Below are 26,978 nucleotides of genomic sequence, written 5' to 3'. Positions count from 1 at the left end.
GTGGCTGCACAGACCCCACCGTCCGGGGGGACCACCGAGGAAGCCGCGCCGGTGAAGCGGGACCGGACCCACTTCCTCTACATCGCCGTGATCGGGGCGGTGCTCCTCGGCATCATCGTGGGCTTCGCCGCCCCCGGTGTCGCCGTCGAGCTCAAGCCGCTCGGTACCGGGTTCGTGAACCTGATCAAGATGATGATCTCGCCGGTCATCTTCTGCACCATCGTGCTGGGCGTCGGCTCGGTCCGTAAGGCCGCCAAGGTCGGAGCGGTGGGCGGACTGGCCCTCGGCTACTTCATGGTGATGTCCACCGTCGCGCTGGCCATCGGCCTGGTCGTCGGGAACGTCCTGGAGCCCGGCTCCGGGCTGCACCTGACCGAGTCCGTACGGCACGCGGGCCACGCCCAGACCTCGGGCAGCGCCGAATCCCTGCCCGACTTCCTGCTCGGCATGATCCCCAAGACGCTGGTCTCGGCCTTCACCCAGGGCGAGGTGCTGCAGACCCTGCTGGTGGCGCTGCTGGTCGGCTTCGGGCTGCAGGCGCTGGGCTCGGCGGGCGAGCCGGTGCTGCGCGGCGTCGGGCACCTGCAGAAGCTGGTCTTCCGGGTCCTGGCCATGATCATGTGGGCGGCGCCGGTGGGTGCCTTCGGCGCGATAGCGGCGGTGGTCGGCGAGACCGGCCTGGACGCGCTGAAGTCGCTGGCCATCATCATGGCCGGCTTCTACCTCACCTGTCTGCTCTTCGTGATCGTGGTGCTCGGCGCGCTGCTCCGGCTGGTCGCCGGGATCAACATCTTCCTGCTGCTGAAGTACCTCGCCCGGGAGTTCCTGCTGATCCTGTCGACGTCCTCCTCGGAGTCGGCGCTGCCCCGGCTGATCGCCAAGATGGAGCACCTGGGCGTCAGCAAGCCGGTGGTCGGCATCACCGTCCCGACCGGCTACAGCTTCAACCTCGACGGCACCGCGATCTACCTGACGATGTCCTCGCTGTTCGTGGCCGAGGCGATGGGCAAGCCGCTCTCGCTCGGACAGCAGGTCTCGCTGCTGGTCTTCATGATCATCGCGTCCAAGGGGGCCGCCGGCGTCACCGGCGCGGGCCTGGCCACGCTGGCCGGCGGGCTGCAGTCCCACCGCCCCGAACTGGTCGACGGCGTCGGCCTGATCGTCGGCATCGACCGCTTCATGAGCGAGGCCCGGGCGCTGACCAACTTCGCGGGCAACGCGGTCGCCACCGTGCTCATCGGCACCTGGACCAAGGAGATCGACAAGTCCCGGGCGGCCGAGGTGCTGGCCGGCCGGGTCCCGTTCGACGAGAAGACGCTGTCCGTCGACGCGCACGGCCCGGCCGCGGAAGCGGCGCCGCCCGCCGTCGTCGCAGGCCCCCGGGACGGCGGTCCGAAGGAGTCCGCCACGGTCTGAGCCATGGAAGGGGAGAAGGGGCGGACGCCGGATCGCGGCGCCCGCCCCTTCGGCGGCCGGCAGGAATGCCTACGCCGGCCGGAGCCAGATCGTGGCCAGCGGCGGCAGCACCAGCGAGACGGAGCTGGTCCGCCCGTTCCAGGGGACCGTTTCGGTCTTCAGCGGATCGGGGTTGGCCACGCCGCTGCCGCCGTAGCGCGGCGCGTCGGTGTTGAGCACCTCGCGCCAGGCCGGGACGTCGTCCGGGACGCCGGTCCGGTACGCGTGCCGGACGACCGGCGAGAAGTTGCTGACCGACACCAGCGGGGCGCCGTCGGCGGCGAAACGGAGGAACGAGAAGACGTTGTCCTCGCTCGCGTCCCCGTCGATCCACTGGAAACCGGCCGGTTCGGTGTCCCGCTCCCACAGCGCCGGGGTCGCGGCGTAGTGCCGGTTCAGGTCCCGGACCAGATCGCGCACGCCCCGGTGGTCCGGCTCGGCCTCGTACGACGGGTCGAGCAGCCACCAGTCCGGGCCGTGGCTCTCCGCCCACTCCGCGCCCTGCGCGAACTCCTGCCCCATGAAGAGGAGTTGCTTGCCCGGGTGGGCCCACATGAAGCCCAGGTAGGCCCGGTGGTTGGCGCGCTGCTGCCACCAGTCCCCGGGCATCTTCGACACCAGCGCCTGTTTGCCGTGCACCACCTCGTCGTGCGAGATCGGCAGCACGTAGTTCTCGGAGTAGGCGTAGATCATCGAGAAGGTCATCTCGCCGTGGTGGTACTTGCGGTGCACCGGCTCCTTGGAGACGTAGCCGAGCGAGTCGTGCATCCAGCCCATGTTCCACTTCAGGCCGAAGCCCAGACCGCCGAAGCCGCCGGGCCCGACGTGGTGGGTGGCCCGGGTGACGCCGTCCCAGGCGGTGGACTCCTCGGCGATGGTGACGACGCCGGGGCAGCGCCGGTAGACCGTGGCGTTCATCTCCTGGAGGAAGGCGACCGCGTCGAGGTTCTCCCGGCCGCCGTTGACGTTCGGGGTCCAGCCGCCGCCCTCGCGGGAGTAGTCGAGGTAGAGCATCGAGGCGACCGCGTCCACCCGCAGCCCGTCGATGTGGAACTCCTCGCACCAGTACACCGCGTTGGCCACCAGGAAATTACGGACCTCGGTGCGGCCGTAGTCGAATTCCAGGGTGCCCCAGTCGGGGTGCGCGGCCCGGGACGGGTCCTGCGGCTCGTACAGCGGCCGCCCGTCGAACTCCGCCAGCGCCCAGTCGTCGCGCGGGAAGTGCGCCGGCACCCAGTCCATCAGCACGCCGATGCCCGCCCGGTGCAGGGCGTCGATCAGGAACTTGAAGTCGTCGGGCGTGCCCATCCTGGCCGTGGGCGCGTAGAAGCCGGTGACCTGGTAGCCCCAGGAACCGCCGAAGGGGTGCTCGGCGACCGGCATGAACTCGACGTGGGTGAAGCCCAGGTCCTTGACGTAGGCGGGCAGCTGCGCGGCGAGCTGCCGGTAGGTGAGACCGGGGCGCCAGGACGCCAGGTGCACCTCGTAGACGGAGAACGGTGCCTGGTGGACCGGGCGCCGGCCGCGGTGCGCCATCCAGTCGTCGTCCTGCCAGCGGTGCCGTGAGGTGTGCACGACCGAGGCGGTGGCGGGCGGGCACTCGGTCCGCCGGGCCATCGGGTCGGCCCGTACCGTCCGCGAGCCGTCCGGCCGGGTGATCTCGAACTTGTACAGCTCACCCTCGCCGAGGCCCGGCAGGAACAGCTCCCAGACACCACAGGACCCCAGCGACCGCATCGGGTGGCCGGTGCCGTCCCAGTAGTTGAAGTTGCCGACGACGCGGACGCCCTGCGCGTTGGGCGCCCACACGGTGAAGCGGGTACCGGTCACGCCCTGGTGGTCCATGACGTGGGCGCCCAGCGCCTGCCAGAGCTGCTCGTGCCGGCCCTCGCCGAACAGATGCAGGTCGAGTTCGCCCAGCGCGGGCAGGAAGCGGTACGGGTCGTGCACGGTCGCGGCGCTCTCGCCGTAGTCGACCAGCAGTTGGTACTCCGGGACGGTGCGCAGCGGCAGTACACCGGCGAACAGCCCGTCGCCCTCGCAGTGCAGTTCGGCGCGCAGCCCGTCCGCCAGGACGGTGACCCCGCTCGCGAAGGGCCGCAGGGTACGGACGAGCAGCCCGCCGCGCACCGGGTGGGCGCCGAGCAGCGCGTGCGGGTCGTGGTGCGCGCCGGCCAGCAGCCGGCCGCGGTCCTCGTCCGACAGCGGGGTGGCGGCCCGTACTCCGCGGCCGCCGCTGCCCGGCCGGGCAGGCGCGGGCTGCCGCGCGGCTCCGGCCGCGGTCCCGGCCGGCCGGGCGGGCCCGGCGGCCGCCTCCCGGGGCGCGGGCGGACGGGTGCCGGACGCCGGGGCGCCGGGGCTGCCGGGGGCCGCGGTCCCGGTGCCGGGGGCGGCGGCCCCGGTCGCGCTCTCGGCGGTCGCGTCCGGCGTGGACGGGGGGTCGCCAGGGGTGGGGCGGGACGGCGGTGGGGCGGCGGTCACGGGCGGGGCCTCCTCGGGGGCGGTGCGTCGGCGGTGCGTCGGGGACGTCGGCTGGCGGGGCGGGATCGCGTCGTCGGGTCAGGGAGGCCGGTTCAGGGCGGGCCGGTCCCGTCCACGCCCACGGCCGGTTCGCCGCCCGCCGCCAGCCGCCGGACGGCGGCCATCGGCACGGACAGCCAGTCGGGCCGGTGCCGGGCCTCGTAGAGCACCTCGTAGACCGCCTTGTCGGTCTCGTAGGCCCGCATCAGCTCGGGCGCGGAGCGCGGATCGAGCCCGCCGGCCTCGGCGTAGCCCAGGCAGTACGCGGCCCGGGTGCGCCGGGCCCACTCCAGTGCCCAGGGGTCCGCGCCGGCCGGCCCGCTGCGCGCCGCGTAGTCGAAGGACCGCAGCATCGCCGCGACGTCCCGCACCGCGGGCTGCAGCTTGCGCCGCTCGGCCAGCGGACGGGCCGGTTCGCCCTCGAAGTCGATCAGTGACCAGCGGCCCTCGTCGGCCGAGCGCAGCGTCTGGCCCAGGTGCAGATCGCCGTGGATGCGCTGGGCGGCCCAGCTGCGGCCGTCGTGCCCGACGGCGGCCAGCGCGTCGAAGGCGGTGCGCAGCCGCGCGCGGTAGGGCTGGAGCACGGGGACGGCCCGGGCGGTGGCCTCCAGCCGCTCGATCATCTGCGCCGCGATCAGGTCGAGCTGCGGGCGGCGCAGCTCGGTGGTCGGCAGCGTCTGGGCCAGCGCGGTGTGCACCTCCGCGGTGGCGTGCCCGAGCGCCCGGGCCGAACCGGTGAAGTCGGCGCGGACGGCCAGCGCGTTGAGGGCCAGCTGCCAGCCGTCCGCCGAGCCGGGCAGGAACGGCTGGAGCACGCCCAGCGTGGTCGCCTCGCCGTTCTCCTCGGCGACCGCCGACTCGAACCACGCGGCCGGCGCAGGCACCCGGGCGCACTTGGCGTCCGCCAGTGCCCGGGGCAGTTCCAGATCGGGGTTGATGCCCGGCTCGACCCGCCGGAAGACCTTCAGGATGAACGAATCCCCGTACACGATCGAGGAGTTGGACTGTTCGACGGCGATCGGCCGGGCCGGCAGGCCGGAGGGGATGTCCGCGTCGGGTTCGCGGCAGAACCGCAAGGCCCCCAGCCGCCCGGGGATCCGCAGCCGTTCCAGCAGCAGCCCGCAGAGCCGGTTGTCCAGCAGTGCGTCGTAGACCACCCGGCCGCGCAGCGGGCCGCCGCCGGGCCGGCCGATCACCGCCGGTGCCAGCTGGGGCGGCGGCGCCGGATGCACCCCGAGCAGCAGCTGGTAGCGGTCCCCGCCGGCCGGGGTGCGGCTCGGCGGGGAGCTCTGCTGGGCCCGGACCAGCAGCTGCAGCAGGCCGGGCGAGGTCCCGTCACCGGTGCACGGCAGCAGCTCGGTCGCGGACAGCAGGGAGAAGCCGGTGAGCAGCCGGCCCTTGCCGGCGAACCAGCGCTGGCGGGGAACCCATTCGGCGAGCAGCGGTGCCAGCGAGGAGAGCAGATCGGGGGCGGTGACGAGCGGACGGTGGGCAGGGGTGTTACGGGTGGCACGGGTCGGGGCGGTGTCCGACATGGCGTCGCGTCCTTTCCCCGGGCACACGACAGGTAGGGCAAAGTGTCCCGGAATACGGCCTTCACTGTGCGGTGGCGCGGTGGCGGTACCCCCGGACGGAGGGTGTGAAGATCCTCCCGGCGGGGGTGTCGGGATCGCGGCAGCGGTCGTGCCGGTGCGCGTGTCCGCTGCGCGGCGGTCCCCCTCGAACCGGGGACCACCGAGGGCTCACCCGGCCCGTGCGGTAGTAAGGAGACTGCCCGAGCGAAAGGTCGAAAAACGCCCGTACGCGGTATACGGCCGCGTACGGGCGGGGTGCTCGGTGCCCGTGCCCGGTCAGGGCCGGGGCACTAGGTGGCGTTTCTGCGCAGCCGGAACCAGTAGAAGCCGTGGCCCGCGAGGGTGAGCAGGTACGGCAGTTCCCCGATGGCCGGGAAACGGACGCCGCCGATGAGTTCCACCGGATGGCGGCCGCTGAACGCCCGCAGGTCCAGCTCGGTCGGCTGGGCGAAGCGGGAGAAGTTGTGGACGCACAGCACCAGGTCGTCGTCCGCGCCGCCGGTGCCCTTCGAGGCCCGCAGGAAGGCCAGCACCGCCGGGTTGGTGGAGGACAGCTCGGTGTAGCTGCCGAGGCCGAAGGCCGGGTTCTGCTTGCGGATCTCGATCATCCGGCGGGTCCAGTGCAGCAGCGAGGACGGCGAACTCATCGCGGCCTCGACGTTGGTGACCTGGTAGCCGTAGACCGGGTCCATGATGGTCGGCAGGAACAGCCGGCCCGGGTCGCAGGAAGAGAATCCGGCGTTGCGGTCCGGGGTCCACTGCATCGGGGTGCGGACCGCGTCCCGGTCGCCGAGCCAGATGTTGTCGCCCATGCCGATCTCGTCGCCGTAGTAGAGGATCGGCGAACCGGGCAGCGACAGCAGCAGGGCGGTGAACAGCTCGATCTGGTTGCGGTCGTTGTCGAGCAGCGGGGCCAGCCGGCGGCGGATGCCGATGTTGGCCCGCATCCGCGGGTCCTTGGCGTACTCCGCGTACATGTAGTCCCGCTCTTCGTCCGTGACCATTTCGAGGGTCAGCTCGTCGTGGTTGCGCAGGAAGATGCCCCACTGGCAGCCGGACGGGATCGCCGGGGTCTTGGCGAGGATTTCCGAGACCGGATAGCGCGATTCGCGGCGCACCGCCATGAAGATGCGCGGCATGACCGGGAAATGGAACGCCATATGGCATTCGTCGCCGCCGACCCCGTAATCACCGAAGTAGTCGACGACGTCCTCCGGCCACTGATTGGCCTCGGCCAGGAGCACGGTGTCCGGATAGTGCTTGTCGATCTCGGTGCGGACCCGCTTGAGGAAGGCGTGCGAGGCGGGCAGGTTCTCGCAGTTGGTGCCCTCCTCGGCGTAGAGGTACGGCACCGCGTCGAGCCGGAAGCCGTCGATGCCCAGGTCCAGCCAGAAGCGCAGGGCGGAGATCATCTCCTCCTGGACCGCCGGGTTCTCGTAATTGAGGTCCGGCTGGTGGGAGAAGAAACGGTGCCAGTAGTACTGCTTGCGGACCGGATCGAAGGTCCAGTTGGAGGCCTCGGTGTCGACGAAGATGATCCGGGCGTCGGCGTACTGCTTGTCGTCGTCCGCCCAGACGTAATAGTCGCCGTAGGGGCCGTTCGGGTCGTTGCGTGATTCCTGGAACCACGGGTGCTGGTCGCTGGTGTGGTTCATCACCATGTCGATGATGACCCGCATGCCGCGGTGGTGTGCGGCGTCCACGAATTCCACGAAGTCCGCCAGGTCGCCGAATTCGGGGAGCACCGCGGTGTAGTCGGCGACGTCGTAACCACCGTCCCGTAGCGGCGATTTGAAGAACGGGGGCAGCCAGAGGCAGTCCACCCCCAGCCACTGCAGGTAGTCGAGCTTCGCGGTGAGGCCCTTGAGGTCACCGATGCCGTCGCCGTTGCTGTCCTGGAACGAGCGCACCAGGACTTCGTAGAAGACGGCCCGTTTGAACCAGTCGGGATCGCGGTCCTTGGCCGGGGTGTCCTCGAACGTGTCGGGGACAGGCTCATTGACGATCAATTGGGTGACCCTCCGATCGGTGAGGACGGTCGCAGCGACAGCACATGGGCGGGCGCGAGCGAGCGGCCCGGCTCCAGGCGCACATAGTTGTCCCTGCCCCAGTGGTAGGTATCGCCGGTGAGCTCGTCGCGCACCGGGAAGGACTCGTGCCGGCCGAGGCCGAGTTCCGGCATGTCCAACGACACCGTCGCCTCGTGGGTGTGGTGCGGGTCGAGGTTGACCACCGTGAGCACCGTGTCCGTCCCGGCGCCGTGCCCCGCGCGCTTGGAGAACGCGAGCACGGCGTCGTTGTCCACGGGATGGAAGTGCAGATTGCGGAGCTGCTGCAGGGCAGGGTGCCGGCGGCGGATGCGGTTCAGGGCGGTGATCAGCGGGGCGATGGTACGCCCCTGCTTCGCCGCCGCATCCCAGTCGCGCGGCCTGAGTTGGTACTTCTCCGAGTCGAGGTACTCCTCGCTGCCGGGGCGTACCGGGGTCGACTCGCAGAGCTCGTATCCGGCGTAGACGCCCCAGGTGGGGGACAGGGTGGCGGCCAGCACGGCACGGATCTCGAAGGCGGGGCGGCCGCCCTCCTGGAGGTAGGCGTGGAGGATGTCCGGGGTGTTGACGAAGAAGTTGGGCCGCAGATAGGCGGCGGACCCGCCGGACAGCTCGGTGAGGTACTCGGTCAGCTCCTGCTTGGTGTTGCGCCAGGTGAAGTACGTGTACGACTGCTGGAAGCCGACCTGGGCGAGGGTGTGCACCATCGCGGGACGGGTGAACGCCTCGGCGAGGAAGAGCACGTCCGGATCGGTGCGGTTGATGTCGCCGATGACCTTCTCCCAGAAGGCCACCGGTTTGGTGTGCGGATTGTCCACCCGGAAGATCCGTACGCCCTTTCCCATCCAGAAGCGCAGCAGCCGCTCGGTCTCGCGGACCAGCCCGCGGAAGTCGGCGTCGAAGGCGAGCGGATAGATGTCCTGGTACTTCTTCGGCGGGTTCTCGGCGTACGCGATCGAGCCGTCCAAGCGGTGGTGGAACCACTGCGGGTGCAGGGTGACCCAGGGGTGGTCCGGCGAGCACTGCAGCGCGAAGTCCAGGGCGACCTCCATCCGCAGGTCGCGGGCGGTGCGCACGAAGTGCTCGAAGTCCTCGAAGGTGCCCAGGTCGGGGTGGAGCGCGTCGTGCCCGCCGGCCGCCGAGCCGATCGCCCAGGGGGAGCCGACGTCGTCCGGGCCGGCCGACAGGGCGTTGTTGGGGCCCTTGCGGAAGGACGTGCCGATGGGGTGGACGGGCGGGAGGTAGACGACGTCGAAGCCCATGGCGGCCACCGCCGGGAGGCGTTCGGCGGCGGTGCGCAGGGTGCCGCTGACGGCCGTGCCGTTCGGGGTGACCTTGGCGCCCTCGGAGCGCGGGAAGAGTTCGTACCACGAGCCGTACAGGGCCCGGCGGCGCTCGACGACCAGCGGCATCGGGCGCGAGACGGTGAGCAGTTCGCGCAGCGGGTGGCGGCCCAGGGCCTCGATGACCTGCGGGGCGAGCGCGGCGGCGAGCCGGGTGGCGGCGGGCAGCTTCGGGTCGCGCAGGGCGTCCACGGCGGCCAGCACCGCCTCCCGGCCGTCGCTCTTGGGAACGTCGGCGGCCGCCCGCTCGTGCAGCTCGGCGCCCTCGGCGAGGACCAGCTCGGTGTCGATGCCCGCCGGGATCTTGACCCCGGCGTGCTTGCGCCAGGTGGCCAGCGGGTCCGACCAGGCCTCGACGGTGAAGGTCCAGCGGCCCTCGATGTCCGGGGTGACCTCGGCGCTCCAGCGGTCGGTGCCGGGCGCCCGTTCCTGCATCGGTGTCCAGGGTCCGCAGCGGCCGGCGGGATTGCGCAGCACCACATTGGCCGCGACCGCGTCATGGCCTTCGCGGAAGACCGTGGCCGAGACCTCGAAGGTCTCGCCCACCACGGCCTTCGCCGGGCGGCGGCCGCAATCGATCTGCGGGCGGATGTCCAGAACAGGGATGCGACCGATCATGGGCTCACCTGGGGGCTTGTGACGCTTTGCGGGGTTTTGTCCTTTGTATCCGCTCCACGGGAGGGGGACCCGGTGCGGGCGTGGGGCTCCTGTCCGCTTCACCCGGCTGGCGGAGAACACGGCCGGCCGGGGCGTACTCGATGAGCCTTCCCTCGCCCGGCGGACATGAACTCGGGCGGAATGTGAACGTCTGGTACGTCACCAGGGGCCCGGTGCGGCCTCGCGGACACGCGGCCACCTCGGTGCGGACGGCTGCGGAGCTGGGCGGACACGATCGGCGTTCGCCTCCTCAACTCAGGTGTGATCACAGCGGAGTTGCGGTGTGCGGAAGTACCGGTGTCGCGCCGCGGCCGGTCGGCGCCACACCGCAGCCTCTCTCCAGGAGGGATCTCGTACAAGGGCGCCTGAGGGGGTGGAATCGGCCATATCGGGAAACGCGCGGGTAGGGAGGTGCGGGTGGCCCACGGTGCCTCTCAACTCCCCTGTTGTGCAGGGAAGTTGGCGCGCCGTGCGCGATGTGGTCGTCGCCCGGGACACCCGGATGGGGGAGTGGTGGGCTGCCGGGTGTCAGCGGTCCCGGCGGTGGGCGACGGCCTTCCGGACCAGACGGCCCTCGGTGAAGCACAGCTCGTAGGCCGCTGTGGTGTCGGGGTCGATGCCGTAGTAGGTGCAGGACCAGCCGCGGGGTGGCGCGGGGGTGCCTTCCGGGGGGACGTCCAGGTGGAAGAACGGCACCAGGTCGTCCACCTCGGTGCGCGGCATGCCCGGGCGCAGCCGTTCGTAGCTCGCCCGGTCCAGGATCGTCCACCCGGTGCTGACCAGGGCGAAGACGCCCATCAGCACCAGCAGTGCGGCGAACAGCGCGAGCGGGACGGTCACCGTCTGGCGCAGCCGCCGCCGCACCTGGCGCCGGGCCCGGTCCAACTCACGGGCCGCGGCGGTCGGTTGGGGTGCGGCGCCGGAACCGGTGAGCGGGCCGCCGGTGAGGGGGAGCCGGGCGGCGGCCGTGAAGCCGCCGTCGGGGGTCGGGCCGCTGTGCAGGGTGCCGCCCGCCAGCCGTACCCGCTCGTCCAGGCCGACCAGTCCGCTGCCGCCGGAGACCGCCGCCGGGGCGGGGCCGGGCGGCGGCGCGGCGTTGGTGACGGTGACCCGAAGCTGCCCCTCCGCCCGCTCGATCCGCACCCGGACGGCCGCGCCCGGGGCGTGCTTGGCGGCGTTGGTGAGCGCCTCCTGGACGAGCCGGTGCACGGCGGGTCCGGTCATGCCGGGCAGGCCGGCCGCCCCGGGCCGTTCCGCCCCGTCGGGCCGTTCGGTCTCGTCGGGCTGTTCCAGCATCACCGTCATCCCCGACGCCCGGGCGCGCGCCACCAGCTCCGGCACGCCCTCGTCCGCGGACCGCCGCGGCGCGCCCTCGTCGTCCGTCCGCAGCACGCCGATGATCTCCCGCAGCCGCTCGGTCGCCGCACCGGCCGCCGCCCGCAGCTCACCGGCCGCCGCCCGGCGGTCCGCGGCCAGCGCCGGATCCAGCTCCAGCGCGCCGGCCCGCAGCGCGATCAGTGCCAGCTCGTGGCCGAGCGAGTCGTGCATGTCGCCGGCGATCCGGGCCCGTTCGCGCAGCCGGGTGCGGTCGGCCATCGCCTGCTGCTCGCGTTCCATCCGGTCGGCCAACTGCCAGCCGGTGCGGACGAGTTCGGCGTACTGGCGGCGGTAGCGGCCCAGCAGCCAGGGCAGCACCACGTTCAGCAGCAGCGTCATCAGGAAGGTGAACCACGGCCACAGGGTGCGGGCGGCCAGCGCGCACACCGGTACGCCGGCCAGCGCGACACCGGTGAAGAACCACAGCGCGGGCCGGGCCCGGGCCACTCGCACCCCGGCGAGATGACCGAGCACGGCCAGGGCGAGGCAGTACGCACCGGTGAACAGCTGCACCGACAGCACCAGGCTCGGTACGACCGGTACCGCGACCGCCACCAGTGGTGCCCGCCGGCGGACGAGCACGGCCAGCGCGAGCAGCGGGAAGCCGGCCAGGGTCGCCCAGCGCTGCGGCCCTGAGAGGCCGTCGAGGACGTAGAGCAACGGCGGTACGCACAGCAGCAGCCACAGCGCGAGGCCGGGCAGCCGGGCGCGCAGTCGTCCCGGGTCCGTGTGCCGCGTCCAGGACCGCAGTGCGGCCCGGGACGGCAGACGTCTCACGAGGCGGGGACCAGGCCGGCCTCGTAGGCGAGGACCGCGGCCTGGACGCGGTTCTTGACGCCCAGCCGGGCGAGGGCCGCGCTGACGTACGCCTTGACGGTGCCCTCGACCAGGAACAGCCGCCGGGCGATCTCCGCGTTGGACAGTCCGGCGCCGACCAGGCCGAGCACCTCGCGTTCGCGCGGGGTCAGCTCGGCGACCCGGGCCCGGGCGGCCGCACCGCGGCCCAACTGCCCTTGTGCCATATGGGAGATGACCCGCCGGGCGACGGACGGGGCGAGGCAGGCGCCGCCCGCCGCGACGGCCCGGACCCCGGCGATGAGCTCCCGCGGATCGCCGGTCTTGAGCAGGAAACCGGCGGCGCCCGCGCCGAGCGCGCCGGCGATGTGGTCGTCCTCCGAGAAGGTGGTCAGCATGACCACCGCGGCCTGGGGGAGGGCGGTGGCGAGTTCGGCGGCCGCGGCCAGGCCGTCCAGGCGCGGCATGCGGATGTCGAGGAGGCAGACGTCGGGGCGGTGCCGCAGTGCGAGGTCGACCGCCGCGCGGCCGTCCCCGGCCTCCGCGACCACCTCGATGCCGGGCGCGGTGGCGAGGATCGCGCGCACCCCGGCCCGTAGCAGGGCCTCGTCGTCGGCCAGCAGCACCCTGATCGTTTCGTCCATCCGGACCCCCGTTCCGCCCCGTTGCGCGCGCCGACCGCCCCCGGGACGCGCGAAGGCGGTGTCCGGAGGGTCTCCGGACACCGCCCGCTCCGGGGTCACGTTACCCCGGGCCGATCAGTGCGCATCGGCCGGTTGCGTCACTTGACGGCGACGCCGGTCCAGGCCGCCTCGACGCCCTTGACCTCGGGGCTGTCGGCCTTGTACAGGTCGGTGGCCGCCTTGATGGTCGCCTCGCGGGCCGCCTTGTAGTCGGTGTTCGAGGTCATGTACTCGGTCAGGGCCTTGAACCAGATCTTCTCGGCCTTGTCCCGGCCGATGCCCTCGACCTTCTTGCCGTCCGCCGTCGGGCTGTCGTACTTGACGCCACCGATCTCCTTCGGGCCGCTGCCCTCGGACAGCAGGTAGAAGAAGTGGTTGGCGACGCCCGAGGAGTAGTGCGGGTCGAGGTTGCCGGTGTTGGAGTCCCAGTTGTCCTGCGACTGGCCGTCCTTGGACGGCTTGTCCATGTAGCGCAGCGGCTTGCCGTCACCGTTGATGTCGATCTTCTCGCCGATGAGGTAGTCGCCCGGGTCCTTGTCGTTCTTGGCGTAGAACTCGACCGAGGTGCCGAAGATGTCGGAGGTGCCCTCGTTGAGGCCGCCGGACTCACCGCTGTAGGTGAGGTTGGCGGTGGCGGAGGTGACACCGTGCGACATCTCGTGCGCCGCGACGTCGATGGCGGTGAGCGGCTTCTTGTTGCCCTCGCCGTCGCCGTACGTCATGCAGAAGCAGCTGTCGTCCCAGAAGGCGTTGACGTAGCTGTTGCCGTAGTGGACGCGGGACGAGGCGCCCTTGCCGTCGCCCTTGATGCCGCTGCGGCCGTGCACGGTCTTGTAGTAGTCCCAGGTCTCGGCCGCGCCGTAGTGGGCGTCGACGGCCGCGGTCTGCGGGTCGTCGGCCTTGCCGGTGCCCCAGGCGTCGTCGTCGTCCGAGAAGGGCTTGCCGTCACCGGACTCGCTGTTGCCCAGGTCGGTGGTCTTGTGGCCACCGCGCCCGTCGTCGGTCAGCGTGAACTTGCCGCCGTCCTTCTTGGTGCCCAGCTCGACGCTGCCGCTGTACTCGCTCTCGCCCTTGCCGGTGTGGATCTCGTCGTACTGGAAGAGCTTCTTGCCGGTGTTGGCGTCGGTGATGACGTGCAGCCGGCTGGGGGTGCCGTCCTTCTGGACGCCCTTGACGACGGTGTCGTAGGCCAGGACCGGCGAACCGGAGGCGGCCCAGACGACCTTCTTCGGGGTCTGCGCGGCGGGTGCCTTCTTGGCGGCGAGCGACTTCACCGCGGTGCCCTGGGCCGACTTCGCGGCGGCCTGGGGGGCGATCTTCGCGGTGGTGGAGGCCACCTTGATGCTCTTCTGCGTCGACTTGGTGGTCGACTTGATCGCGCCGCCCTTGGCGGTGTGCACGACCAGGTCACCGCCCAGCACCGGAAGTCCGGCGAAGGTGCGGTCGTAACGGGTGTGGGTGGTGCCGTCGGCGTCCTTGATGACGTCCTTGACGACCAGCTTCTCCTGACCGCCGAGACCGAGGGCCTTCGCGGTCTGCGCCTTGGTGCCGTCCGCGTCGCGCAGGAGTTCCGCGCGGTGCGAGGCGCTGAGCTGGAGGGGGGAGGCGTCCTTGTGGGGGGCCGGGGCCGGCGAGGCGCCGGCCGTTCCGACGGTGATGCCCGCCGCCAGCAGGGCGGCGGCCGCAAGGGCGCCACCGGTCACACGGGTCTTGCGGGATATGTGGGGGGCCACGCGTGCTCCTTCAACTTTGCCAAGTGGTGGGGGTGCAAAGCGATGCGGGTGTGACTCGCGTCCGGAACACTGCCAGCTGAACGCGTGCATGTCAGGAGCCTGTTCACAGGTTGGCTGAAAATCGTCCGCACTGAGGTGATCGGTGTCCGCATAACGGAGGTGGGCGCCGCCCCCGGAATTCCGGGGACGACGCCCAATTTCCCTGTTCACCAGGCCAGTTGCCCGTCTTCCCGGCGACCGGCCCGGCTATGTCACACCAAGGTGACGGCTGAGTGCTCTCGCCGGATCAGAACGTCAGCTTCCAGCCGTTGATGTAACCGGAGTCCTGCGAGTAGACGTCCTGGACGCGCAGCTTCCAGGTGCCGCTCGCCGCCTTCGAGGAGGCGTTGACGGTGTACGTGGTGTTCACGTTCGCCGCGGAGTCGTACGGGTTGGAGTTCTTCAGCCGGTAGGCCGTGCCGTCCGGGGCGATCAGGTCGATGACCAGGTCACCGCGGTAGGTGTGGACGATGTCCACGCCGACCTTCAGGGTGCTGGAGGCGTTGCCGCTGCGGCTGACGCTGATCGGCGAGGTGACCGCCGCGCCCGCGTCCGGGATCTGCACATCGGCGGAGTTCTCGAAGACGTTGCCGCCGCCGGTCGCGTTGACCGTCCAGGTGAAGGAGGTGGTTCCGGTCTTCTTCGCGGAGTCGGTGACCGTCACCGTCACGTTGGACGTGCCGGCCGTGGTCGGCGTCCCGGAGATCAGACCGGTGCTCGCGTTGATGGACAGCCCGGAGGGCAGCCCGCTCGCCGCGTACGACAGCGCGCCCGCGGTGCCGCTGGTGGCCTTGATCTGCAGGCTCGCGGCCTGGCCGACGGTGCTGGTCTGGTTGCCCGGGTTGGTGACGGTGACCCCGCCGCCGTCCGGGACGCGGGAGCCGACGTTGACCGCCGCCCAGGTGTTGGCGACCGTGTTGTACGACGCGCTGCCCTGGCCGAACAGGTCCGCGGCCGCCTTCAGCGTGGCGGTGCGGGCGTCCGCGTAGTTGGTGGTGGCGGTCATGTACTGGCTGAGCGCCTTGAACCACACCTTCTCGGCGTTGGCCCGGCCGATGCCCGGCACCGGAAGGTTGTCGAAGGTCGGGCTGTCGTAGTGGACGCCGCCGATGTCCTTCGGGCCGCTGCCCTCGGACAGCAGGTAGAAGAAGTGGTTGGCGACGCCGGACGAGTAGTGCACGTCCTTGTTGCCGACACCGCTCGACCAGTAGTCCGCGGAGGCGCCGTCCTTGCTGGGCTTGTCCATGTAGCGCAGCGGGGTGCCGTCGCCGTTGATGTCGATCTTCTCGCCGATGAGGTAGTCACCGGGGTCGGACGGGTTGTTGGCGTAGAACTCCACGGCCGTGCCGAAGATGTCCGAGGTGGCCTCGTTCAGACCGCCGGACTCGCCGCTGTAGTTGAGGCCCGCGGTGTTCGAGGTGACGCCGTGCGACATCTCGTGGCCGGCCACGTCGAGGGCGGTCAGCGGGGCCGCGTTGCCGCTGCCGTCGCCGTAGGTCATGCAGAAGCAGCCGTCGTCCCAGAACGCGTTGACGTAGCTGTTGCCGTAGTGGACGCGGGAGTAGGCACCCACGCCGTCACCGCGGATACCGCTGCGGCCGTGCACGTTCTTGTAGTAGTCCCAGGTCTCCTGGGCGCCGTAGGCGGCGTCCACGCCCGCGGTCTGGGCGTTCTGCGGCGTACCGTCGCCCCAGGTGTCGTCCGCGTCGGTGAACAGCGTCCCGGTGCCGGACGACCCGTGCTTGAGGTCGTAGGTCTTGTGGTTGCCGCGGGTGGGGTCGGTCATCGAGAAGTTCGGCGCCGAACCCGACGTGCCGATGGTGACCTTGCCGCTGTACTCGCTGTTGCCGACACCGGTCTCGATGCCCTGGTAGCGGTAGATCTCGGCGCCGGTGGTGGCGTCCGTGACGACGTGCAGCTGGTTGGGCGTGCCGTCGTCCTGCAGCCCGCCGACCACGGTCTCGTAGGCCAGCCGCGGCTTGCCGTCGGCGACCCAGATCACCTTGCGGGGCGTCTTCGCCGGGGCGGTCTTCTTCGACCCGAGGGTCTTCGCCGCGGAGACGGCCTTCGCGGCGGCCGCGGCCGGAGTGATCTTGGCGGTGGTGCTCGCGACCTTCAGCTGCGAACGGACGGCCTTGGTGACGCCCTTGAGCGTGCCGCCCTTGCTCTCGTGCACGACGAGGTCGCCGCCGAGCACCGGCAGTCCGGCGTAGGTGCGCTCGTAGCGCGTGTGGACCGTGCCGTTGGCGTCCTTCGAGACGTCCTTGACGACCAGCTTCTCCTTGGCGCCGAGCTTGAGCTCGCGGGCCGTCTTGGCGGTGGTGGCGCCGGCCGCCCGTATCAGCTCCGCACGCTGGGACGGGGACAGCTTGACCGGCAGTGCGCCGGGATCGGGTACGGCGTGCGCGGTGCCGGGCCGCGGGGCGGCCGCCGTGCCGGTGCCGGCCTGGACTCCGACGGCCAGCATCGCGGTGACGGCGACCAGCGCGCCGGTCGCGACGGCGCGTCCATGGGGGGTGCGTCTCACACTGACTCCTTCTGCGGTGGCCGCTACGTGACGGTGCGGCCGAGGGGGACCGGGCGGCCCAACGGCCGTCCGGGCAGATCGAGGCAGAACACTTGGAGCGTGTGGGGGGAGACGTACGCAAGAGGTGCGACGTACTGGTGGAACGGATCGTGCAGGGGAAGCCCGCTGCCGCAGGGTGTGGTGCTGTGGGGACCGTGCGGCGGCTGCGGGGAAGAGTCCCACCACGGCTGGCTGGTTGTCAGGGTCCGTTCAAGTAATTGGCCGGAAAACGTCCGTTGCGCGAAATCGACGTCCGGAATCCGGACAGGGAGTGATCGCCGTCACGGCCGGCCCCCGTGCCAGGACCGCCAGAGCGCCGCATACGCACCACCGGCCGCCACCAGCTCGTCGTGGGTGCCGAGTTCGGCCAGCCGGCCGCCCTCCATGACGGCGACCCGGTCCGCGTCGTGCGCGGTGTGCAGCCGGTGCGCGACGGCGATGACCGTACGGCCCGCGAGCACGGCGGCCAGCGCCCGCTCGGTGTGCCGCGCGGTACGCGGATCGAGCAGCGCCGTCGCCTCGTCCAGGATCACCGTGTGCGGGTCGGCCAACACCACCCGGGCCAGCGCCAGTTGCTGGGACTGTGCGCCGTCGAGGCGGTGGCCGCCCGGGCCCAGCTCGGTGTCCAGACCGGCCGGCAGCTCCCCGGCCCAGCCGGCCCCGACGGCCGCCAGCGCGGCCCGCAGCTCGCCGTCCCCGGCGCCGGGCGCGGCCAGCCGGAGGTTGTCGCGGACGCTGCCCAGGAACACGTGGTGCTCCTGGGTGACCAGGACCACGTGCTGCCGCAGCACCTCCGGATCCAGCCCGGCGACCGGCACCCCGCCGACCGTCACCGACCCGCGGCGCGGCGCCTCGATGCCGGCCAGCAGCCGCCCCAGCGTGGACTTCCCGGCCCCGGAGGGGCCCACCAGCGCCAGCCGCTCACCGGGGCGGACGGTGAGGGTGACGCCGTGCAGGACGTCCCCGGCACCCCGGTCCGCCGCCCCGGCCGGCCCGTCACCGCCGGTGGGGTAGGCGTAGTGCACGCCACGGACCTCGATCCGGTCACCGGCCGGGACCGGAACGCCGCCGGCGGCCGCCTCCCGGGCGTCCGGGACCGTTCCCAGCCCCTCGACGCGGGCGAACGCGGCGCCGCTGCTCTGCAGTTGCTCCAGCCACAGCAGAACCGTGTCCAGCGGCTCGGACAGCTGCCGCAGATACAGCGCGGCGGCGACCACCGCGCCCAGACCGACACCGTCCCGCCCCATCAGGGCCCCGCCGGCCAGCAGCACACCGGCCACCGGCAGGACATGGCCGACGTCCACGGCGGGCAGCAGCACACTGCGCAGGAACAGCGTCCGCAGCCGCGTGCGGCGGCACTCCTCGATCGCCCGCTCGCTCGCCGCCCACCGGCGCTCCTGCAGGCCCAGCGCCTCCACCGTCCGGGCACCCGCTGCGGTGGCGGCCAGCAACTCGGCCAGGTCCGAGGTCGCCGCGCCCTCCGCGAGATACGCCCGGTGCGCCCGGCGCAGATACCACCGGACCGCCAGCAGGCCGCCCAGCAGCCCCAGCGTGCACAGCCCGAGCAGCGGAGCGACCACCACCACGGCGCCCAGCAGGAACAGCGCCTGCACGGCCGCGACCGAGACCTCCGGCGCGGCGTCCCGCAGCGTCCGCCCGACCGACGTGACGTCCGTCGTGCCGCGGGCCGTCAGATCGCCGGTCCCGGCCCGCTCCACGACCGCGGCTGGCAGCGCCAGCGCCCGGTCGACGTAACCCTCCCGGATCCGCGCCGCGGCCCGTTCCCCGAAGCGGTGGCCGACGTACCGGGCCTGCCGTGCCAGCAGCAACTGGGCCACCGCGCACACCAGGATGACCAGCGCCAGCCGGTCCACCGCCGCCACCCCGCCGCCGTCCCGGACCGTGTCCACGATCCGCCCGAGCAACCACGGACCGGCCAGCCCGGTGCCGGCCGCCAGCGCGTTCAGCACCAGCATCAGCGCGAACGCCCGGCCGTCCCGGCGCACCAGCCGCAGCGCGGCCCGCCGGGTCGCGGCCGGCCCGGCCACGGGAAGCCCGTGCGCGCCGGGTGCGGGGGTGTGTGCCGCCGATGACGTCATGACGCGGCTCCTCCGTCCCGGTCCTCGTGCGCTTCCCCGTCGTCTTCCGCTCCCTCTCCCTCTCCCTCTCCCTCGTCCTCGTCGCGGGCCACCAGGCGGCGGTATGCGGGGACGTCGTCGAGGAGTCGGCGGTGCCGGCCGACCGCGCTGACCTTGCCGTCGACGAGGAAGCACACCACGTCGGCCTGGTCGAGCAGCAGCGGGGAGGCGGTGGTGACGACGGTCGTACGGCCCGTGCGGGCGGCGTGCAGCCGCGCCGCGACCGCCGCCTCGGTATGGGCGTCCACGGCCGAGGTCGGCTCGACCGCGAGCAGCACCTCCGGGTCGGCCAGCAGGGCCCGTACCAGGCGCAGCCGCTGCCGCTGCCCGCCGGAGAGGTTGCGGCCCTGCGCCGTGACCGGCGAGTCCAGCCCGGCCGGCAGCGCCCGGACGATGTCCTCGGCCAGGGCCGTGTGCAGGGCCCGGCCGATCGCCGCGTCGGTACGGTCCCGGCGTCCGCTCACCACCTCGCGCAGGGTGCCGGCGAACAGGTCCGCCTCGTTGTCCGCGACCAGGATGCGGGTCCGGACCCGGGCCAGCGGGATCTCGTCCAGCCGGACCGCGCCCCAGGCCGCCGCGGAGTCGGCGAACCGGCCCAGGCGGTCGACCACCGCCGCCGATTCGGCCGGCCGGGCGGCGACCAGCGCGGTCAGCAGCCCGGGCACCACCTCGACGCCCGACTCCGGGTCCCGCAGCACAGCCACCCGCTCGGGCCCGGCCGGCCGCCGCGGCGGTACCGTCCCGCCGTCCGCTGCCACGGCATCCGCGGCGCTGGTGACGTCCCCGGAATCCGCCACGTCCGCCCGCAGGTGCAGGAACCGTACGACCCGGCGGGCGGCGACCAGGCCGCGGGTGAGGTCGTGGCCGCCCTCGATGAAGAACGAAACCGGGACCACCAGGGCCGCCGTATAGCCGTAGACCGCCACCAACTCGCCGGTGGTGAGGGCACCCTGGGCCGCCATCCGGGCCGCGAGCCAGGTGACGGCGGCCAGGAACAGGATCGGCAGACCCACCCCGAGCGCCTGGATCCAGCTCGTCACCGCACCGACCCGGTAGCCCTCGCGGCACAGCTCCTGCGACGCGCGGCGGTAGCGGCCGGCGAACACCTCCTTGCCGCCCAGCCCGCCGAGCACCCGCAACCCGCCGACCAGATCGGCCAGTTGGGCCGCCAGCCCGCTCTGCCGCTCGCGGTAGTGGGTCTCCGCGCCCTGCAGCCGTCCCAGCAGCGGCCCGACCGCCACCGCCAGCAGCGGCACGCCCAGCAGCACCACGGCGGCGAGCAGCGGCGAGACGGCCAGCAGCAGTACGGCGACGACGCCGTACGCCAGCACCCCGCCGACGCCCGGCCCGGTCATCGTCAGGGTCTGGCTGATCACCGCGACGTCGCCGATCCCGATGGTGACGACCTCCCCGGCCGTCACCTGCCGGGGCAGCGCCGCGCCCAGCCGCAGGGTCTGCGCCATGACCGCCCGGACCGTACGGAACGTGGCGTCCATCCGGATCCTGGTCATCGTGCGGTGCCGCATGATGCCCAGCCAGGCGTTCAGCCCGCCGACGGCCAGCAGCACCGCCACCCAGCCCGCCAGCGCCGCGGGCCGCCCCGGCGCCAGCCCCTCGTCGATCGCCCGGGAGAGCACGTACGGCGGCACCATCAGCCCCGCGTTCCACAGGCTCCCGTACGCCGCGCCCGCCGCCACCCGCCCACGCTGGCTCGCCACCAGCCACCACAGATAGCGCCCGGCACTCCGCGGCGCGTCCACCGGCTGCTTCATCCCGTACGTCCCCCGTTCCGTCCGCGCGCGGCCGCCCGGGCCGTGCCGCTCACCCCACGCTGTCCCGCCACGCCTGGTGCAGGGCGGCGAACCTGCCGCGGTCCTTGATGAGCCGGTCCGGCGGGCCGTCCTCGACGATCCGGCCGTCGGCCATCACCAGGACCCGGTCGGCGATCTCGACGGTGGACAGGCGGTGGGCGATGACCACGGCCGTACGGCCTTGCAGGACAGTGTCCATGGCGCGCTGGACCGCGCGTTCACCGGGGATGTCCAGGGAACTGGTCGCCTCGTCGAGGATGAGCACGGCCGGGTCGGCGAGCAGTGCCCGGGCGAAGCCGACGAGTTGGCGCTGGCCGGCGGATATCCGGCCGCCGCGCTTGCGCACGTCGGTGTCGTAGCCGTCCGGCAGGGCGGTGATGAAGTCATGGGCGCCGATGGCCTTCGCGGCGCTCTCGATCTCCGCGCGGGTGGCGTCCGGCCGGCCGAGGGCGATGTTGTCCGCGACCGTGCCGGAGAACAGGAACGCCTCCTGGGTGACCATCACGACGGCGCGGCGCAGCTCCGCCGCGGACAGCTCCCGCAGATCGACGCCGTCGAGCAGGACCCGGCCCTCGGTGGGGTCGTAGAAGCGGGCCAGCAGCTTGGCGAGGGTGGACTTGCCGGCGCCAGTGGCGCCCACTACGGCGACGGTCGAACCCGCCGCGAGGGTCAGGTCGAAGCGGGGCAGCACCTCGCCGCCGGTCCGGTAGGCGAAGCGGACCCCGCGGAACGCCACCTCGCGGCCCGGCCGGCCGGACGCGACGGCCGGCAGCCCGGCGGGGGCGGACGGTTCCGGGACCGTCGGGCGCTGGGCGAGCAGACCGGCGATCTTCTGCAGCGAAGCGGCGGCGCTCTCATAGGCGTTGAGGAACATGCCGAGGCGGTCGATGGGGTCGTAGAGCCGGCGCAGATAGAGCACCGCGGCCGCCAGCACGCCCAGCGCCAGCCCGCCCGTGGCGACGCGGTAGGCGCCCCACAGGACGATCGCGGCGACCGCGACGTTGGCGGCCAGCCGGGAGAGGACCACATAGCGGGCCATCTCCAGCAACGCGTCGCCGTTGAACCGCTCGTGGTGGTGGTTGAGCCGGGCGAAGGCCGCCTCGTTGGGCCGCTCGCGGCGGAACGCCTGCACCGGGCGGATGCCGTTGAGGGTCTCGGTGAACTGCACGATGACGCCCGCCATCGCCGTCGACTTGGCGCTGTAGACCCGGTGGGAGCGGCGGCGGTACGAGCGCACCTGGAGCGCCAGCGGGGCGGCGGAGACGAGCGCGGCCACGCCGAAGCCCGGGTCCAGGAAGAGCAGGGTCACGGTGATGTAGACCGACGACAGGGCGATGGTGATCAGTTCCTGGATGCCCTCGTCGAGGAGTTCGCGCAGCGACTCGACGTCGGTGGTGGCCCGGGATATCAGCCGGCCGGAGGTATAGCGCTCGTGGAAGTCCAGGCTGAGCGCCTGGCCGTGCCGGAAGATCCGGCCCCGCAGGTCCAGCAGCACGTCCTGGCTGACCAGGGCGGACACCCGGATGAAGCCCCACTGCAGCCCGCCGGACGCCGCGGCGCACAGCCCGGCCGCGACCGCCACGGCGACCAGCGGCCCGTGGTCGTGTGCGCGGAGCGCCGGCACCGCCCGGTCCAGTGCGTAGGCGACCAGCAGCGGACCGGCCTGCACGGCGGCCTGCTGGAGGAGCAGCAGTACGGCGACCAGGCCGACGCGGCGGCGGTGCGGCGCCAGTAAGGAGGCGAGGAGTGCCCGGGCGGCGTTCCTGGGCGCGGGCAGCCGGTCCCGTTCGAAGGCGTCGTCGGCCTCCGGCGGCTGGCCCGCGGGGCGGTCCGGGCCGGCGGGGGGCTGCTGGGCCGCTCCGGGGCCGGGCTCGGGGCCGGGCTCGGGGGCGTCGGAGGGGCGGCCGGTCGTGGTGGTGGTCATCGGGCGGCCTCTTCCTCGCCGGACATCAGGGCGGCGTATTCGGCGTTGTCCCGGAGGAGTTCGTGGTGGGTGCCGACGGCGGTGATCCGGCCGCCGGAGAGCAGCGCCACCCGGTCGGCGAGCAGGACCGTGGACGGGCGGTGGGCGACCACCAGGGCCGTGGTCGTCGCCAGGACCTGCCGCAGCGCCGCCTCCACCAGGGCCTCGGTGTGCACGTCGAGGGCGGACAGCGGATCGTCGAGGATCAGGAAGCGGGGCCGGCCGACCACCGCGCGGGCCAGCGCCAGTCGCTGCCGCTGCCCGCCGGACAGGCTCAGGCCCTGCTCGCCGACCGGGGTCGCGCCGCCCTGCGGCAGCGCGTCGACGAACCCGTCGGCCTGTGCCACCCGCAACGCCCGCCGCAGCTCGGCCTCTTGGGCGTCGGCCGCGCCCATCGAGACGTTCTCCGCCGCGGTCGCGGAGAACAGCGTGGGCTCCTCGAAGGCCACCGAGACCAGCGAACGGACCTCGTCGCGGCCGATCGTCGCCAGATCGCGGCCGTCGAGGGTGATCCGGCCGGCGGTCGGGTCGTACAGCCGCGGCACCAGCGCCGTGAGCGTGGTCTTCCCGCTGCCGGTCGCGCCGACCAGGGCCATCGTCTCGCCGGGCCGGATGTGCAGGGTGACGTCTTCGAGGGTGGGCGGCGCGTCCGGCGGGGCATCGGGATAGCGGAACCCGACCCCGGAGAAGACCAGACCGCCGGTGGCCGGCCGGGCCCGGTCCCCGCTCGACCGCGCGCCGCCGGCCGGCAGTGCGCCGCTCGCCTCCGGCCCGCCCACCTCCGGCCCGTCCGCCGCCGGCGCGTCGCTCACCTCCGGCTCGTCCATCACCTCGAAGTACCGGTCGGTGGCGGTGGCCGCCTCGTTGCTCATGGCCAGCAGGAAGCCGATCGACTCCACCGGCCAGCGCAGCGCCAGCGCCGTCGACAGGAACGCGACGAGCGTGCCCGCGGACAGCGCGCCGTCGGCCACCTGGACCGTGCCGAGCACCAGGGCGGCGCCGAGCGCACATTCCGGGAGGGTGGTGTTCAGCCCCCATATCCAGGCCAGCAGGCGCGCCTTGCGCAGCTCGGAGGCGCGCAGCCGGCCGGTCAGCTCCTTGAAGGCCCGGGCCTGGCTGCGGTGGCGCCCGAAGCCCTTGATGATCCGGATGCCGAGCACCGACTCCTCGACCACGGTGGTCAGATCGCCGATCTGGTCCTGGACGACGCGGGCCGCCCGCCCGTACTTCGCCTCGAAGACCGAGCACAGCACCAGCAGCGGTAGCAACGGCGAGAGCAGCACCAGCCCCAGCGACCAGCGCTGGGCCACCAGAATCACCCCGCCCACCAGGATGGTCACGCCGTTGACCAGCAGGAACGTCAGGGGGAAGGTGAGGAACATGCGGAGCATCTGCAGATCGGTGGTGCCCCGCGACAGCAGCTGGCCCGACGGCCAGCGGTCGTGGAAGGCGACCGGCAGCCGCTGCAGCCGGCGGTACAGCGCCGCGCGCATCGCCGCCTCCACCCCGGACATCGGGCGCGCCACCAGCCAGCGCCGGAACCCGAACAGCAGCGCCTCGGCGAGCCCGATCAGCAGCAGGTATCCGCCGCCCAGCCACACCCCGCCCGGGTCACCCGCCGCGACCGGCCCGTCCACCAGCCACTTGAGCACCAGCGGGATGACGAGGCTGAGGCAGGAGGCCACCACCGCCACGAACGCGGCCGTGAACAGCCGCGCCCGCACCGGGCGCACGAACGGCCACAGGCGCAACAGCGACCGCACCGCGGAGTGTTGGGGCACCTCGGGTAAGGACGTCGGGTCGGTCGGGTTCGTCGTGTACGTGGTATCGGCCATCACTCGCGAGCGTAAGGCGCACCACTGACATCGCTCAGCCGGATTTCGGCGGGGCGCGGCCGGCACCCGTCAGTTCGCGCCGCACCGCTCCCGCCCCGCTCCCGCGCCGGCCCGCACCGCCCCGGCCTCAGCCCGGCACCGCCCGGAACAGCACCACCGACCGGCCCTCCAGCGTGAGCGTGCCGCCCGCAGGGCAGGGCGGTTCGCCGGCGGTGGGCTGTTCCTCGCGGGCGGTGTCGACGAGGAGTTCGTAGGTCTGGGCCCAGGGCGGGCCGGGGAGGGTGATCCGGCGGGGGCGGGCAGCGGCGTGCAGGACGGCGAGGAAGCTGTCGTCGACCACACGGACGCCCCGTTCGTCGCGCTGGGAGATGTCGTTGCCGGAGAGGTACATGCCGAGCGTCGCCCCCGGGGTGTACCAGTCCTGTTCGGTCATCTCCGTCCCGTCCGCGGTGAACCAGGCCAGATCGCGCAGCCCGCCCTGCTCGTGCGGCCGCCCGGAGAAGAACGCCCGGCGGCGCAGTACGGGGTGGGCGCGACGCAGCGCGATCAGCCGGGCGGCGAGGTCGGCCAGCGGCCGCCAGCGGGGGTCGTCCAGGAGCGACCAGTCGAGCCAACCGGTGGGGTTGTCCTGACAGTAGGCGTTGTTGTTGCCGTGCTGGGTGCGGCCCATCTCGTCGCCGGCCACCAGCATCGGCACGCCGGTCGACAGCAGCAGGGTGGTCAGGAAGTTCCGCAGCTGGCGGTGGCGCAGCGCGGTGACCTCGGGGTCGTCGGTCTCGCCCTCGGCGCCGCAGTTCCAGGACCGGTTGTCGTTGGTGCCGTCCCGGTTGTTCTCGCCGTTGTCGCCGTTGCGTTTGTGCTCGTAGGTGACCAGGTCGCGCAGGGTGAAGCCGTCGTGCGCGGTGATGAAGTTGACCGATGCGTACGGGCGGCGGCCGCCCCAGGCGTAGAGGTCGCTGGAGCCGGAGAGCCGGTACCCCAGGTCGCGCACGTCGTGCTGGGCGCCGCGCCAGAAGTCGCGGACGGTGTCGCGGTAGCGGTCGTTCCACTCCGTCCACAGGGGTGGGAAGGCGCCCACCTGATAGCCGCCGGAGCCGACGTCCCACGGCTCGGCGATCAGCTTGACCCGGCGCAGCACGGGGTCCTGGGCGATCACGGCGAGGAACGGGGAGAGCATGTCGACGTCGTGCATCGAACGGGCCAGCGCCGCCGCGAGGTCGAAGCGGAAGCCGTCCACGCCCATCTCGGTGACCCAGTAGCGCAGGGAGTCCGTGATCAGCCGCAGCACGTGCGGCTGGACGACGTGCAGGGTGTTGCCGCAGCCGGTGTAGTCGGCGTAGCGGCGGGCGTCGCCGGCCAGCCGGTAGTAGCCGCGGTTGTCGATGCCCCGCAGGGACAGCGTCGGGCCCAGCTCGCCGGCCTCCGCGGTGTGGTTGTAGACCACGTCGAGGATCACCTCGATGCCCGCGTCGTGCAGCGCCCGCACCATCCGCTTGAACTCGCCGACCTGCTGGCCGCGGGTCCCGGTGGCGGCGTAGCCCGCGTGCGGCGCGAAATAGCCGATGGAGTTGTAGCCCCAGTAGTTGCGCAGCCCCCGGCGCACCAGGTGGTCCTCGTGGGCGAACTGGTGGACCGGCAGCAGCTCGACGGCCGTGACGCCGAGCCGGACCAGGTGGTCCAGCGCGGCGGGGTGCGCCAGTCCCGCGTACGTGCCGCGCAGCCGCTCCGGAATGCCGGGGTGACGCATCGTGAAACCGCGGACGTGCAGCTCGTAGAGGACCGAATCCGGCCAGGGGGTCTTCGGGCGGCGGTCGTCCCGCCACTCGTCGTCGCCCTCCTCACCGGCGTCCCCGCCGACCACGACGCCCTTGGGGACGAATGGGGCGGAGTCCCGGTTGTCGCGGACCGTGTCGGCGAGGTGCTGGTCCGGCCAGTCGCGGACGTGCCCGTAGAGCTGGGCGGGCAGCGCGCCCCCGGGGCCGGCCGGCTCCGTACGGTGGCCGAAGTCGCCGTCGACGGCCCTGGCGTACGGGTCGAGCAGCAGCTTCGCCGGGTTCCAGCGGGCGCCGGACCAGGGGTCCCAGCGGCCGTGCACCCGGTAGCCGTACCGCTGGCCGGGGTGTACACCGGGGAGGAAGCCGTGCCAGATCTCGTGGGTCAGTTCGGTCAGCGGATGGCGGGTCTCCTGCTCCGCCTCGTCGAACAGGCACAGCTCCACGGCCTCGGCGCCGCCGGCCCACAGGGCGAAGTTGGTGCCGGCGACCCCGTCGGGGCCGGTGCGGTGGCGCGCCCCCAGGGGAGTGGGGGCGCCGGGGCGGATGTCCGCGGGCGGGGCGAGGGGTTCGTCCGCCACCGCCTCTTGTTCGGGTGCGCTCGACACGTGCCGGCCTCCTGCGGCTCATGGCTCGGTCGGGCGGTGCCCCCGCACGGAGTCCCGGCCG

14 protein-coding genes are annotated in these 26,978 nt (G+C 72.7%); 1 reads left to right on the top strand and 13 read right to left on the bottom strand.

Annotated features, from left to right (window positions below):
• Entirely contained in the window at nt 1-1,416 is a 1,416-nt protein-coding gene (locus tag ACGF4C_RS21155; protein WP_393568234.1) for a cation:dicarboxylate symporter family transporter, read from the top strand.
• A gap of 69 nt (nt 1,417-1,485) precedes the next feature.
• Here the strand turns inward: ACGF4C_RS21155 and glgB are convergent, their stop codons facing one another.
• The 13 genes from glgB to glgX form a co-directional block, all read right to left on the bottom strand.
• On the bottom strand, nt 1,486-3,660 hold the full coding sequence (gene glgB, locus ACGF4C_RS21150; protein WP_393568300.1) for a 1,4-alpha-glucan branching enzyme: 2,175 nt from the start codon (nt 3,658-3,660) through the stop codon (nt 1,486-1,488).
• A 368-nt stretch (nt 3,661-4,028) separates the two neighbouring features.
• Nucleotides 4,029-5,510 carry a maltokinase gene (locus ACGF4C_RS21145; protein WP_393568233.1) on the bottom strand — a complete coding sequence of 494 codons (1,482 nt, stop codon included), beginning with the start codon at nt 5,508-5,510 and terminating at the stop codon, nt 4,029-4,031.
• Between the two features lie 329 nt (nt 5,511-5,839).
• Nucleotides 5,840-7,558, bottom strand: coding sequence for a maltose alpha-D-glucosyltransferase (gene treS / locus ACGF4C_RS21140; protein WP_362141750.1), 1,719 nt, complete (start codon nt 7,556-7,558; stop codon nt 5,840-5,842).
• Nucleotides 7,555-9,558, bottom strand: a complete 2,004-nt coding sequence (locus ACGF4C_RS21135; protein WP_393568231.1) for a maltotransferase domain-containing protein — start codon at nt 9,556-9,558, stop codon at nt 7,555-7,557. The genes treS and ACGF4C_RS21135 overlap by 4 nt, the downstream gene beginning before the upstream one ends.
• 567 nt (nt 9,559-10,125) lie before the next feature.
• Complete coding sequence (locus ACGF4C_RS21130) at nt 10,126-11,751, bottom strand: sensor histidine kinase (protein WP_393568229.1); 1,626 nt, start codon at nt 11,749-11,751, stop codon at nt 10,126-10,128.
• Nucleotides 11,748-12,413 (bottom strand): response regulator transcription factor, encoded by a 666-nt coding sequence (locus tag ACGF4C_RS21125; RefSeq protein WP_393568227.1) that lies wholly within the window; start codon nt 12,411-12,413, stop codon nt 11,748-11,750. Before ACGF4C_RS21125 ends, ACGF4C_RS21130 begins: the two co-directional genes overlap by 4 nt.
• Before the next feature lie 137 nt (nt 12,414-12,550).
• On the bottom strand, nt 12,551-14,185 hold the full coding sequence (locus ACGF4C_RS21120) for a M4 family metallopeptidase (RefSeq protein WP_393568225.1): 1,635 nt from the start codon (nt 14,183-14,185) through the stop codon (nt 12,551-12,553).
• Between the two features lie 286 nt (nt 14,186-14,471).
• A complete protein-coding gene (locus tag ACGF4C_RS21115) occupies nt 14,472-16,751 on the bottom strand; it encodes a M4 family metallopeptidase (protein ID WP_393568224.1) in 2,280 nt (759 codons plus the stop codon).
• Nucleotides 16,752-17,071: 320 nt separating this feature from the next.
• On the bottom strand, nt 17,072-18,889 hold the full coding sequence (locus ACGF4C_RS21110; RefSeq protein ID WP_393568222.1) for an ABC transporter ATP-binding protein: 1,818 nt from the start codon (nt 18,887-18,889) through the stop codon (nt 17,072-17,074).
• A complete protein-coding gene (locus ACGF4C_RS21105; protein ID WP_393568220.1) occupies nt 18,886-20,700 on the bottom strand; it encodes an ABC transporter transmembrane domain-containing protein in 1,815 nt (604 codons plus the stop codon). Before ACGF4C_RS21105 ends, ACGF4C_RS21110 begins: the two co-directional genes overlap by 4 nt.
• A gap of 49 nt (nt 20,701-20,749) precedes the next feature.
• A complete protein-coding gene (locus tag ACGF4C_RS21100; protein WP_393568218.1) occupies nt 20,750-22,663 on the bottom strand; it encodes an ABC transporter ATP-binding protein in 1,914 nt (637 codons plus the stop codon).
• Nucleotides 22,660-24,537, bottom strand: a complete 1,878-nt coding sequence (locus ACGF4C_RS21095; protein WP_393568216.1) for an ABC transporter ATP-binding protein — start codon at nt 24,535-24,537, stop codon at nt 22,660-22,662. The genes ACGF4C_RS21100 and ACGF4C_RS21095 overlap by 4 nt, the downstream gene beginning before the upstream one ends.
• 127 nt (nt 24,538-24,664) lie before the next feature.
• Nucleotides 24,665-26,917, bottom strand: a complete 2,253-nt coding sequence (glgX, locus tag ACGF4C_RS21090; RefSeq protein ID WP_393568214.1) for a glycogen debranching protein GlgX — start codon at nt 26,915-26,917, stop codon at nt 24,665-24,667.
• Between the last annotated feature and the right edge of the window lie 61 nt (nt 26,918-26,978).

This window comes from Streptomyces sp. NPDC048197 (assembly GCF_043202395.1).
Taxonomy (GTDB): Bacteria; Actinomycetota; Actinomycetes; order Streptomycetales; family Streptomycetaceae; genus Streptomyces; species Streptomyces siderophoricus.
The sequence above is the reverse complement of the archived record's forward strand: the minus strand, read 5'-3'. Positions and strand labels throughout refer to the sequence as shown.

Excerpts from the sequence above, each read along its gene's own strand:
- ACGF4C_RS21135 (WP_393568231.1), bottom strand. The coding sequence starts at position 9,558 with ATGATCGGTCGCATCCCTGTTCTGGACATCCGCCCGCAGATCGATTGC.
- ACGF4C_RS21105 (WP_393568220.1), bottom strand. The coding sequence starts at position 20,700 with ATGAAGCAGCCGGTGGACGCGCCGCGGAGTGCCGGGCGCTATCTGTGG.
- ACGF4C_RS21145 (WP_393568233.1), bottom strand. The coding sequence starts at position 5,510 with ATGTCGGACACCGCCCCGACCCGTGCCACCCGTAACACCCCTGCCCAC.
- ACGF4C_RS21100 (WP_393568218.1), bottom strand. The coding sequence starts at position 22,663 with ATGACCACCACCACGACCGGCCGCCCCTCCGACGCCCCCGAGCCCGGC.
- ACGF4C_RS21095 (WP_393568216.1), bottom strand. The coding sequence starts at position 24,537 with ATGGCCGATACCACGTACACGACGAACCCGACCGACCCGACGTCCTTA.
- ACGF4C_RS21125 (WP_393568227.1), bottom strand. The coding sequence starts at position 12,413 with ATGGACGAAACGATCAGGGTGCTGCTGGCCGACGACGAGGCCCTGCTA.
- ACGF4C_RS21110 (WP_393568222.1), bottom strand. The coding sequence starts at position 18,889 with ATGACGTCATCGGCGGCACACACCCCCGCACCCGGCGCGCACGGGCTT.